This window comes from Streptomyces sp. NPDC052496 (assembly GCF_040679095.1).
Lineage (GTDB): Bacteria > Actinomycetota > Actinomycetes > Streptomycetales > Streptomycetaceae > Streptomyces.
Map to the genome: position 1 here is coordinate 95,349 of NZ_JBFAUH010000028.1, position 11,446 is coordinate 106,794.

Sequence of the window (11,446 nt, forward strand, 5' to 3'; positions counted from 1 at the left end):
GTCGTCCCGCCCCGCCGGCCGTCCCGCTACTCCGGCCGCTCCTCCTGGTCGCGGCCCTCCGCAAGGACGCGTGCCGTCCGGTACCGCAGATCGGCCTGCCGGAGCCACAGCCGGCCCACCAGCGCCACCACGGCAGCGGCACCGACCCCCGCCACGGCCGACCACCATCCGGACAGGGACGCCATCACGCCCGTGCCCACACAGATGGCCACGGCGACCGTGCCCGCGAAGAACACCCGGTGGTCCGGCGGGCGCGGTTCGTTCCGCTTCATCACGCCACTCCCTCGGTACGCCTCCACAGCCTGCCTTCCGCCGGGACGGTCAGCACTTGTGAGCGCCCTGGACCGCCCCGGCCACGGCGCCGCCGAAGCCGCCCACGGCCGCTCCGGGGGCGCAGCCGGTCTCCAGATCGGCCACGCAGCCGGCGACGCCGCCGAGCTCGGCCGTGTCCAGGCTCTTCTTACCGAGGCACTTGGCCCAGTCCCAGAACCCGCGCGTCGTGATCTCGGGCGCCAGCACGCCCTTGACCGTGGCGTTGGGGGTGTCGACGTGCTGGTGCAGGGTGTTGCCCTTCACCGTCCAGGTCACCTTGTGCAGGTGCCCGTCCAGGTCCTGGACCGGCCGCGGCGTCATGGTGAGGAGCTTCTCGCCCTTGCCGTCCTCGATGGACACGCTGCCGTCCTTGCCTGCGGCGAGGTGGTGGTCGCCCTTCAGCTTGGAGAACGTCCACGCGGTGTCGCGGGCGAAGGTGGTCGTCTTGCCCGAGGGGGCCAGCACCTGGTCCAGTGTCTGACCGGAAGAGGCGGTGGCCGCGCCGGCGTCCGGTGCGGCGGCGAGGAGGGCGGCTCCGGCCGCAAGTGCCGTGGCGAGGCTGGTCCGCTGACGTGCCGTCATACGCATGAAGTGATGTTTTTCCTGTTCAAGTCCGTCGGAGGAGGGCACGCGGCCCTCCGTCAGATGTACCGAACAAGATCAACATTTCGCGGCTACGCCCCGCAAAGCGCATTTACCGACTTGAGGCACCATTTGCCAAGGGTTTGCGCGGGGTGACGCTCACGGGAGGACGATCTCGGTGAGGTCGATGTCGACGTCGAAGGGGGCGCTCAGCTTCACCTGCTCCCGGAAGGTGTCCACGGAGCGGTAGGTGCGGGTCTCCCTGTCCAGCTCGAAGACCTGCACGACGGGGTAGCCACCACGCCTGGCCTTTTCGACCCGCCAGAAGTGCGGGATGCCCGCGTTTGCGTATTTGTGCGGCTTGGTGTCGCGGTCCCGTGCCTCGGATTCGGGAGAAACGACTTCGACGGCGAGCAGAACGTCTCGCACCTGGAAATGTGTCTGGTCCGAGTGACGCACCGCCGCGGCTCGCACCACCGTGATGTCCGGCTCGGGGCCGTTGCGCTCGTCGATCAGCACGGTCATTTCGCGCGCGACCGTCAGTTCCGGCGGCGCCGTGCGTCGCAGCCCGCTGACCAACGCATCGATCACGACGCTGTGGAAAAACCTCTGTGGGCTCACAAAAACCAAACTCCCGTCGAGCAACTCCGTATGCGGCGGGAGGTCGGGCAGGGTCAGCAGGTCGTCCACGGTGTAACCGTCCGGCGGGGGCACGGGCCAGTGGTGTGTGGTCTCAGCGGTCATGAGTCCTCCCATGGACGGGATTCTGGGCCGTACGGCCAGCGTACCCACCAGGAACGCCACAGCCGCCGCTCAAACTGACGAGCGACGGCTGCGGCGTTGACCTGCGTGGGGACCTACGAGGGGGTCACTCCCACTCGATGGTGCCCGGGGGCTTGCTGGTGACGTCGAGGACGACGCGGTTGACGTCGGCGACCTCGTTGGTGATGCGGGTGGAGATGCGGGCCAGGACGTCGTACGGCATACGGGTCCAGTCCGCGGTCATCGCGTCCTCGGAGGAGACCGGGCGGAGCACGATCGGGTGGCCGTAGGAGCGGCCGTCGCCCTGGACGCCGACGGAGCGGACGTCGGCGAGGAGGACCACCGGGCACTGCCAGATCTCGCGGTCCAGGCCGGCCGCGGTCAGTTCCTCGCGGGCGATCGCGTCGGCCTCGCGGAGGAGGTCCAGGCGCTCCTTGGTGACCTCGCCGACGATGCGGATGCCGAGGCCGGGGCCGGGGAAGGGCTGGCGCTGGACGATCTCGTCGGGCAGGCCCAGCTCGGCGCCGACCGCGCGGACCTCGTCCTTGAAGAGCTGGCGGAGCGGCTCGACGAGCTCGAACTCCAGGTCCTCGGGGAGGCCGCCCACGTTGTGGTGGGACTTGATGTTCGCGGTGCCGGTGCCGCCGCCGGACTCCACGATGTCCGGGTAGAGCGTGCCCTGGACCAGGAACTTCACGGGCTCACCGGCCGCGCCGGACTCGGCGACGATCTCCGCCTGGGCCTGCTCGAAGACCCGGATGAACTCGCGGCCGATGATCTTCCGCTTCTCCTCCGGGTCGGAGACCCCGGCCAGCGCCTTCAGGAAGCGCTCGGAAGCGTCGACGACCTTGAGCTGGACGCCGGTGGCGGCCACGAAGTCCTTCTCGACCTGCTCGGTCTCGCCCTTGCGCATCAGGCCGTGGTCGACGTACACGCAGGTGAGCTGGTCGCCGATGGCCTTCTGGACGAGGGCGGCGGCCACCGCGGAGTCCACGCCGCCGGACAGGCCGCAGATCGCCCGCGCGCTGCCGACCTGCTCGCGGATGGCCGCGACCTGCTCCTCGACGACGTTGGTGGTGGTCCACACCGGCTCGATGCCCGCTCCCCGGTAGAGGAAGTGCTCCAGGACCTGCTGGCCGTGCGTGGAGTGCATCACCTCGGGGTGGTACTGCACGCCGTACAGCTTCTTCTCGTCGTTCTCGAAGGCGGCGACCGGGACCATGTCGGTGGAGGCCGTGACGGTGAAGCCTTCGGGCGCGGCGGAGCAGGCGTCGCCGTGCGACATCCACACCGGCTGCTCGGCCGGGGTGCCCTCGAAGAGGGTCGAGGCGTTCTTGGAGACGTGCAGGTCGGTGCGGCCGTACTCACGGGCGCCGGTGTTGTCGACCGTGCCGCCGAGGGTGGTGGCCATGAGCTGGAAGCCGTAGCACATGCCGAAGACCGGGACGCCGGCCTCGAACAGGGAGCGGTCCAGGCTGGGCGCGTCCTCGGCGTAGACCGACGACGGGCCGCCGGAGAGGATGATCGCCTTGGGGTTCTTGGCGAGCATCTCGGCCACCGGCATGGTGGACGGCACGATCTCGCTGTAGACCCGGGCCTCGCGTACGCGGCGGGCGATGAGCTGGGCGTACTGCGCGCCGAAGTCGACTACCAGGACGACGTCGGGGGCGGCAGCAGGTGTCGCTGATGGCACTTCGGCGGCCTTCCGGCGGTGGTGGTGCAAGGGGTTGGACTTTCGATTCTAACGGGCTCATACTGAGCGCCATGTACAAGCAGCTGACCTTCGTCTTTACCTATGGCACCGGCCCGTCCGGCTGCCATGGTCGTGCTGCTTGATCAACTGACGAGCGACTTCCCAGGCGCCCCGGGCCGGTACAGGCCCGGGGCGCTCGGTTTTTCTGCGGGTGGCGGGGCCGTAGGCGGTACGGACGGCGGCTGCGGGGTCATGATCCGTAGGAGTGACGGACATGAGCGGTATCCAGGCGGTCACGGACCCGGTGGCGATTCCTGTGGCCAAGGACACGGGCCGGGCCGCGGTGAAGCCCGAGACGGGCGCGCGTACCGAGGCGGCGGCCGGTGTGATCACGGACGCCCGGGAGCGGATCGACGATCTCGACGGCCGGATCATCGGCCTCGTACAGGAACGGATGGCCGTCTCGGCCGTGATCCAGCGCGAGCGCATCGGCTCCGGCGGGCGCCGGGTGAACCTGGCACGCGAGATGGAGGTGCTGGAGCACTACCGGAGGCAGCTCGGCCGGCCCGGCACCGCCCTCGCGATGACGCTGCTGGAGCTGTGCCGGGGGCGGATCTGAGGCGGCGGCCGGGTCGGGGCACGGGGGTGACGGGGGTGGGCGCGGAGATCCGCTGCCGACTCACCCGTACGGCGCCGTGACCGGCCCCCGCCGGGCTTCGTTGTTCCGGGTGCCACGCCAGCCAGGTGCGGTCTGCAGGACTACGCGTAGACGCCGCCCGTGGGCGGATCCGCCGGAGCGATGAGACGCCGACCGACTTGGAGCGGTCCGCGTCGTGGGACCTCGCTGCGGTGTTGTGGCCGGTCAGCAGGGGACAGCAGCCCGGCCACATCCGATGGGGCGGTCGGTTTCGGGGACGCCTGGGACCGACCGCATCCGGTCGAAACGGTTGCGTCCGGTGTGGCGCGTCCAGCACGATGCACAGAAGCGGCACACCGTGCCCGAAGCACGGCAGTGCGTGCGGCACGCCGTGCCCCGAGCGGGCGACGGTGACCGTCGGCGGTCCGGACCGCCGTACGGCGTACGAGCGCCGGAGCCACCGGCGTCGGCACGACGGACGCCGCACCCGCGGGGGTGCCCGCCCCCGGACAACTTGAGAGCCAGCGGCGCCTACCCCCCCCCGGCGCCGCCCCCTCGGCGCCGACGCTGCCCTGACGCCGGCGCCGAAAGCCAAGGGCCCCGCGGCCGCCCGCACCCCCCTCGCGGGTGGCGTCCCGGGGCCCTTCGCTATGGGCGGGCGGGGACCTTCGCCGGGCCGTGCAACCTTTTCCGGTCACAGCCGGTCAGTATCTGCAATCGCACCGGCCACACCGCGCCCCACCGCGACGGCCTGTCCCGAAACGGTGCCGTGATCACGGCACTTCGGCCCGAGAGGTCTTCACGATGAAGCTCCGCCGCGCCCTGGCCGCCGTCACCGCGACGGCCGCCATAGCCCCCGCCGCCTTGCTGGCGGCACCCGCCGCGTACGCCGCCGAGCCGCCCGGGCAGACCCCCACGGCCACCGCGTCCGCCGCCACCCCGTCCACACCGACGCCGACGTCCGGCGCGACCGGGCCCTCCGGCACCCCGGCGCCGGACGGGAGCAGCAAGCCGCCGCAGGGCGGGGGCGGGACGACCACCGGTGCGCCGGTGCCGCCCAAGGGGGCGGTTCCCGGAAAGAACACCGAGTCCGGGCCGGGCGTGCCCACGGCCACCCCGACCACCACGCCCACCGCCGCCCCGGAGTGCGAGGACTGGTCCAGCGAGCGGTCGGTCAGGGCCGAACTCCGCGGCCTGCCCAGCAAGATCGTCGCCGGGTCCGGCTGGGTGGACTTCACCTACCGCGCCACCAACATCTCCACCGGACGCATCCTGTCCGTGGAGGCGTACGCGCAGGTCTTCGCGCTGGACAACAAGACGAGCGACGATGTGTCCAGCCATCTGAGCCTCGAATGGTTCGACGCTTCCACCGGCCGGTGGAAGCCGGTGGCGGGCCCCGAGGAGGGCGACGGTTACTTCGCCTCGATCGGTGACGCCGACGGCCTGCGGCCCGGGGAGTACGCGGAGGCCAGGCTGCGGCTGAAGGCCGATGCCAGGACGCCCGCCAGTTACGGCGGCGCGGTCAGCGTGGGCTGGTACCTGAACGCGGACCTGAAGTGCGGCTTCTCCGAATCCGCTGATTACCCGTTCGACATCCTGCCCGCCGGCAGCACCGCGCCGGGCCACGTGCCCGACTCCCAGGGAAAGCCCGGCACGCGCCCCAACCACCCGGCGCCGCAGGGTGGGAAGAAGCAGCAGGCGCGGCTGCCGGTCACCGGGCAGCTCGCCGAGACCGGCACGTCCTCCGGCCTGCCGGCCCTCGCCCTGTCGGGTGCGGCGGCGGTGGCCGTCGGCGCGGGCGCGGTGTTCGCCGTACGCCGCCGCAAGGGCGCCGACGCGGCCTGACGGGACGGGGGACGTACGGGCCGTACCGAGCGCGGTGCGGCCCGTACGCCGCAGGTCAGCTCTCCGTCGGCGCCGCGGTCCGCGCCTTCGGCGGGACGGCCGGCACCGGCAGCAGCGGCAGCCGCAGGGCGGCGAACGCCTGCTCGGGCACGGCCGGGCGGCGCGGCGCCACCGCCGGCAGCCGCCGGTACGGGCGGCCCGGCGCGGGGCGGACGTCGGCCTCGCCCTTGTTGGGCCAGAAGGACATGGCGCGTTCGGCCTGTGCGGTGATGGTCAGCGACGGGTTGACGCCGAGGTTCGCGGAGACCGCCGAGCCGTCGACCACCGAGATGCCGGGGTGGCCGTACAGGCGGTGGTACGGGTCGATCACGCCGTGGTCCGCGTCCTCGCCGATCGGGCAGCCGCCCAGGAAGTGCGCGGTCAGCGGGGTGCCCATCAGCTCGCCGACGTTGCTGCCCGCGAAGCCGTTGATCTCCTGGGCGAGCAGGGTGGCGGCCTCGGTGGCCTCGGGGATCTGCTGGGGGTTGGGCGCGCCGTGGCCCTGGCGGGCGGTGAGCAGGCCTTTGCCCAGGCCGCCCGGTTTGCGGTACGTGGTCAGGGAGTTGTCCAGGGACTGCATGACCAGGCCGATGATGGTCCGCTCCGACCAGCGGCGGTTGGACAGTGAGCGCAGCAGCAGGAGCGGGTGGCGTACGCAGTTGGCGGCCCAGGCGAGGGCGCGGGGCCCGCGGGTCGCGATCGGGACTTGAAGGATGGACAGGCTGCCCATCGCGTTGGAGCCCTTGCCGTAACGGACCGGCTCGATGTGGGTGCTGTCGTTCGGGTGGATGGACGAGGTGATCGCGACGCCGCGGGTGAAGTCGGCCTTCGGCGCGCCGTGCGCCTTGCGGTAGCGGCGGTCGTCGGTCTGCGCGCCGACCAGCGCCTCGGAGTTGGTGCGGGTCAGTTCGCCGAGCCGGGAGGAGATGCGGGGCAGCAGGCCGCTGTCCTTCATCCGGTGCAGGAGGGTCTGGGTGCCGTACGTGCCGGCGGCGACGACCACCCGGCGGGCGGTGAAGGTGCGGCCCTTGCCCTTGCGCTTGTCGTCGGTGGGCAGGGTGCCGACGGCGAAGCCGCCGCGGGAGTCCTCGGTGACGGTGACCACGGAGGTCATCGGGTGGATGACGGCACCGGCCTGCTCGGCGAGGTGGAGGTAGTTCTCGTTGAGGGTGTTCTTGGCGCCGTGCCGGCAGCCGGTCATGCACTCGCCGCATTCGGTGCAGGCCCGGCGGGCCGGGCCCGCGCCGCCGAAGTACGGGTCGGGCACCTCGGCGCCGGGTGCGGCCTGCGCCGTACCGCCGGCGTCCCGGCCGTCCCCGAAGAAGACGCCGACCGGCGCCAGGTGGAAGGAGTCGCCGACGCCCATCTTGTCGGCGGTGGCCTTGAGGTGGACGTCCGAGGGGGTCATGGTCGGGTTCAGGCGCACGCCGAGCATCCGCTGTGCCTGGTCGTAGTACGGCTTCAGCTCGTCCTGCCAGTCGGTGATGTGCCCCCACTGCCGGTCTTCGAAGAACGGTTTCGGCGGTACGTAGAGAGTGTTGGCGTAATTGAGCGAGCCGCCGCCGACCCCGGCGCCCGCCAGGACCATGACGTTGCCGAGCAGGTGCACGCGCTGGATGCCGTAGCAGCCGAGGGCCGGCGCCCACAGGTAGTTCTTCAGGTCCCAGGAGTTCTTGGGCAGGGTGGCGCGGGTGAAGCGGCGCCCGGCCTCCAGGACGCCGACGCGGTAGCCCTTCTCGGTCAGGCGGAGCGCGGAGACCGAGCCGCCGAAGCCCGAGCCGATGACGAGGACGTCGTAGTCGTACCCGTCCTCCTCGGCCGGGCCGCGCTGGTTCCGGGCAGGGTGGTCCTGGGGCACTGGCACTCCCTTGCTTCTCGGGCGGGCCCGCGGGCCCGTGTCACGGCGGCGGCTCAGCGCAGGCGGAGCGCCTTCATCGCGCGCAGGCTGCGGGTCATGAACGCCGCGTACTTCTCGTCGTCCATGCCGAACGACGGGGCGAGTGGCATCAGGCGCTGGTGGGCGACGGTCTGCGCCTCGGTGTACTTGAGGATGCCCTCGGAGCCGTGCCGGCGGCCGAGCCCGGAGTCGCCCATGCCGCCCATCGGGGACTGGACGCTGCCGTAGCCTGCGGCGTACGCCTCGTTGATGTTGACGGTGCCGGTACGCAGACGGGCGGCGACGGCGCGGCCGCGGCGGGCGTCCTTGGTCCAGACGCTGGAGTTCAGGCCGTACGGGGTGGCGTTGGCGCGGGCGACCGCGTCGTCCTCGTCGCGGAAGCGGTAGACCGAGACGACCGGCCCGAAGGTCTCTTCCTCGCACACGGCCATCGGGGGCTCGACGCCGTCGAGGATGGTGGGTTCGTAGAACAGCGGGCCGATGTCGGGGCGGGGGCGGCCGCCGGCGACGAGCCGGGCGCCCTTGGCGACGGCCTCGTCCACGTGGCGGGTGACGGTCTCCAACTGGCGCTCGCCGACCAGCGATCCCATGTCGGCCCCGTAGGCGAGGGCGGTGCCCAGCCGCATCGCCTTCGTGCGGGCGGCGAAGCGCTCCACGAAGGCATCGGCTATGGACTCGTGGACGTACAGCCGCTCTATGGAGATGCACAGCTGGCCGGCGGAGGAGAAGCAGCCGCGTACGGCGCCCGCCGCGGCCTGTTCCACATCGGCGTCGTCCAGCACCAGCATGGCGTTCTTGCCGCCGAGTTCGAGGGAGACGCCGACCAGGCGGGCGGCGGCGCCCTGCGCGACCTCGCGGCCGGTGCGGGTGGAGCCGGTGAAGGAGACGTAATCGGCGTGCTTGACGACCTCGGGGCCGACGACCGGCCCGTCGCCGAGGACGACCTGCCAGACCTCCGGGGGCAGTCCGGCCTCGATGAGCTGCTCGCGGGCCCACAGGGCGGTCAGCGCGGTCTCCGTGTCCGGCTTCATGACCACGGCGTTGCCGGCGGCGAAGGCGGGCAGCGCGTCGCCGACGGACAGTTCGAAGGGGTAGTTCCAGGGCGCGATCTGCCCGACGACGCCGCGGGGGTGGCGCAGTTCGGTGACCTTGGTCAGGGTCGGTACGACGCCGGTGTGGCCGCGCGGGCGCAGGTACGCCGGTGCCTTGCGCCCGTAGTGGCGGGCGGCGACGGCGACGGCCTGGATCTCCTCGTGGGCGTGCAGCCGGGCCTTGCCGGTCTCCAGCTGGATCAGGTCCAGCACCTCGGCCTGGCGGCGGAGCACCAGGTCGTGGAAGCGCAGCAGGACGGCGGCGCGCTGCCGTACGGGCACCTCGGCCCAGGCGCGCTGGGCGGCGCGGGCCCGGTCGAAGGCGGTGGCGACGTCCTCGGGGGTGGACTCGGGCAGGTCCGCCAGCTTCTCGCCGGTGAACGGCGTGTGGTTGGCGGTACGGCCGCTGCCGGTCACGCCGCGGGTGAGGCGGGTGACCAGGTGCGGGGTGACCACCTCGGCGGCGGTACGGGTGCCGGCGGCGGCGCGGGCGACGGGGTTGCCGTCCGCGGGGGCGTCGGCGGCACGGTCGCCGGCGAGGGCGGAGGAGCGGGTTCCGGTGTCCTGCGAGTCCGTCATGCGGGCGAGCGTATGCCGCGCCGGACGCTTTGGGTACCCACCGGTAACGAGTTTTCATACGGTGGGCACCATCGCGCCAGCGTTCACTGGCCACACGGGCGCTGGGCTGGGGGGTTGTGGGGCGGGAGGGGGCCGGGCGGGACGCGGGGCCGGGGGCGGGCGCGGGTCAGGATCGGCCGCCAGGGCCGGGCCGCACCAGGTGGAACGTGCGCAGGGCCTGCGTGAAGTGCCGTCTCGCCCGCTCGCGTTCGGCGAGCGGCGCCGAGACCCACACGTCGTACGTCCGGCCGCCCTCCTCCCAGCTGAGGTCGAAGGTGTGCCGGGGGCCGCCGTCCCCGGGGCCGCCGTCCCAGGTGAACTCCCACAGGGCGGCGGGCAGGCCGTGGTGGGTGGCGCGCGAGACCGTGCCGTCGCGGTAGCCGGGGTAGCGCCCTGGGCCTTCGGCGTCAGCGCGGCGCATCGCGTCGAGCGGGCCGGCGGGGGTCTTCCGCTGGATGTGGACGCCGAGCCGGAAGCGCTTGCCCGGGGAGTAGTAGAAGACGCGTGGCTTCTCGTACGAGCGGGTGAAGCCTTCGGGGACGGCGAGGGCGAAGCCGAGCGGGTCGCGCGCCATGCGGTAGCCCGGCGGGGCGGTGGTGCTGCTGCCGGGGCCGGAACCGGGTGCGGCGGTCTCCGTACCGCGACTGCCCGAACGTTCCTGCGACGGCCGTGACTGCGTCGCCCGGGGCCCGCCGCCCCTCCCGTCCGTACCCCCGCCCCCGTCGCCGTCCCTGAGGAGCAGCGCCGCGAGGCCCACGCCCACCCCCGCCAGTACGCACACGGCCAGTCCCGTGAGGAGCGCGGTGCGCGCGCGTCCGGTGTGCGGGCGGGCCGCGGCGGCCAGCGCGCGGTCCGCCAGGGCGTCCGGTATCGGGACGCCGTGCGGACGGCCCGGCTCGTGCGGGTGCGCCGGAGGCCCGGGGGCGGTGGGCGCGGGCGGTGGCGGGGTCTCGGGGGCGCGGCCCGACTGGAGGTAGCCGCGCAGCAGCCGTTCCGTGGCCGCGATGTCCAGCCGCCGGTCCGGCTCGCGCTCCAGCAGGCCGCGGACCACGGCCAGCAGGGGCCGGGCCGGTTCCGGCAGTTCGATCTCGTCGTGCGCGACCGCGTTCAGTACGCCGCCCAGCGAGTCGCGGTGGAACGGCGACTGCCCGCTGAGCGCCGCGCACAGCAGCGCACCGACCGACCACAGGTCCGCCGCCGGCCCGGCGTGCCGGCCGGCCATCCGTTCGGGCGCGGTGTACTCGGGCGAGCCGACGAAGCCGCCGGCCTCGGTCAGCGTCGGCCCGCCGGGGACCTGGGCGACACCGAAGTCGGTGAGGACGACCCGGCCGGTGCCCTCCTCCAGCAGGACGTTGGCGGGCTTGATGTCACGGTGCAGGACGCCGCGCGCGTGGGCCGCCCGCAGCGCGCCGAGCAGGGCCAGCCCGATGCGCGCCACCTCACGGGGCGCGAGCGGCCCACCGCCGGTCAGCCGGTCGGCGAGGGAGGCACCGTCGACCAGTTCCATGACGATCCAGGGGCGGCCGTCCTGTTCGACGACGTCGTGCAGGACGATCACGTTCGGGTGCTTGATCTGCGCGACCGTCCGGGCCTCGCGCATGGCGCGCGCCCGCTGGTCCTCGGCGCCCGTGCCGGCCGGTCCGTCGTCCAGGTGCAGTTCCTTGACCGCGACCTGACGGCGCAGCATCTCGTCGGTGGCGCGCCAGACCGTTCCCATGCCGCCACGGCCGAGCCGTTCGCCCAGGCGGTAGCGGCCGGCGATGAGCCGGCCCTCACCCCGCAAGCTCCCCATGGGGTCATCTTGCCCCAACGGCCCGGCGCCGGCGGCGGATGTCGGGGAGACGCGGGATGCGCGAGAGGCGCACGGGTCGGTTGCGCACGATTGCGGCGCGCGCCCGGGGGCAGGGAGTGGGAAGCCCGGCCGGACGGTGTGCGGGTGACGAGGTGACCGCGCGTACAGCAGTGCCGCA

At 72.9% G+C, this 11,446-nt stretch carries 9 protein-coding genes; 2 read left to right on the forward strand and 7 right to left on the reverse strand.

The window, feature by feature from the left end; translation table 11 throughout:
• Positions 1-26: 26 nt before the first annotated feature.
• The 4 genes from AB0L45_RS31540 to guaA all read right to left on the reverse strand — a co-directional run bounded on the left by AB0L45_RS31540 (position 27) and on the right by guaA (position 3,349).
• Complete coding sequence (locus tag AB0L45_RS31540) at positions 27-272, reverse strand: hypothetical protein (RefSeq protein ID WP_365846007.1); 246 nt, start codon at positions 270-272, stop codon at positions 27-29.
• A 49-nt stretch (positions 273-321) separates the two neighbouring features.
• The gene (locus tag AB0L45_RS31545; RefSeq protein WP_365846009.1) at positions 322-900 is read right to left on the reverse strand and encodes a hypothetical protein; all 579 of its coding nucleotides are present in this window, start codon (positions 898-900) and stop codon (positions 322-324) included.
• A gap of 153 nt (positions 901-1,053) precedes the next feature.
• Entirely contained in the window at positions 1,054-1,650 is a 597-nt protein-coding gene (locus AB0L45_RS31550; RefSeq protein WP_365846011.1) for a Uma2 family endonuclease, read from the reverse strand.
• A 112-nt stretch (positions 1,651-1,762) separates the two neighbouring features.
• Positions 1,763-3,349: a glutamine-hydrolyzing GMP synthase gene (gene guaA, locus AB0L45_RS31555; RefSeq protein ID WP_365846013.1), complete on the reverse strand. Its 1,587-nt coding sequence runs from the start codon at positions 3,347-3,349 to the stop codon at positions 1,763-1,765.
• Between the two features lie 265 nt (positions 3,350-3,614).
• Here guaA and AB0L45_RS31560 point away from each other — a divergent pair, with 265 nt between their 5' ends.
• Positions 3,615-3,968 (forward strand): chorismate mutase, encoded by a 354-nt coding sequence (locus AB0L45_RS31560; protein WP_365846015.1) that lies wholly within the window; start codon positions 3,615-3,617, stop codon positions 3,966-3,968.
• Between the two features lie 822 nt (positions 3,969-4,790).
• A complete protein-coding gene (locus AB0L45_RS31565; RefSeq protein ID WP_365846017.1) occupies positions 4,791-5,831 on the forward strand; it encodes an LPXTG cell wall anchor domain-containing protein in 1,041 nt (346 codons plus the stop codon).
• A gap of 55 nt (positions 5,832-5,886) precedes the next feature.
• Here the strand turns inward: AB0L45_RS31565 and AB0L45_RS31570 are convergent, their stop codons facing one another.
• The 3 genes from AB0L45_RS31570 to AB0L45_RS31580 form a co-directional block, all read right to left on the reverse strand.
• Positions 5,887-7,728, reverse strand: a complete 1,842-nt coding sequence (locus AB0L45_RS31570; protein ID WP_365846059.1) for a GMC family oxidoreductase — start codon at positions 7,726-7,728, stop codon at positions 5,887-5,889.
• Between the two features lie 53 nt (positions 7,729-7,781).
• Complete coding sequence (locus tag AB0L45_RS31575; RefSeq protein ID WP_365846019.1) at positions 7,782-9,437, reverse strand: succinic semialdehyde dehydrogenase; 1,656 nt, start codon at positions 9,435-9,437, stop codon at positions 7,782-7,784.
• 166 nt (positions 9,438-9,603) lie between these two features.
• Complete coding sequence (locus AB0L45_RS31580) at positions 9,604-11,268, reverse strand: serine/threonine-protein kinase (protein ID WP_365846021.1); 1,665 nt, start codon at positions 11,266-11,268, stop codon at positions 9,604-9,606.
• Between the last annotated feature and the right edge of the window lie 178 nt (positions 11,269-11,446).

Coding starts and splice junctions, on each gene's coding strand:
- AB0L45_RS31550 (WP_365846011.1), bottom strand. CDS start 1,650: ATGGGAGGACTCATGACCGCTGAGACCACACACCACTGGCCCGTGCCC.
- AB0L45_RS31575 (WP_365846019.1), bottom strand. CDS start 9,437: ATGACGGACTCGCAGGACACCGGAACCCGCTCCTCCGCCCTCGCCGGC.
- AB0L45_RS31545 (WP_365846009.1), bottom strand. CDS start 900: ATGCGTATGACGGCACGTCAGCGGACCAGCCTCGCCACGGCACTTGCG.
- AB0L45_RS31565 (WP_365846017.1), top strand. CDS start 4,791: ATGAAGCTCCGCCGCGCCCTGGCCGCCGTCACCGCGACGGCCGCCATA.
- AB0L45_RS31580 (WP_365846021.1), bottom strand. CDS start 11,268: ATGGGGAGCTTGCGGGGTGAGGGCCGGCTCATCGCCGGCCGCTACCGC.
- AB0L45_RS31540 (WP_365846007.1), bottom strand. CDS start 272: ATGAAGCGGAACGAACCGCGCCCGCCGGACCACCGGGTGTTCTTCGCG.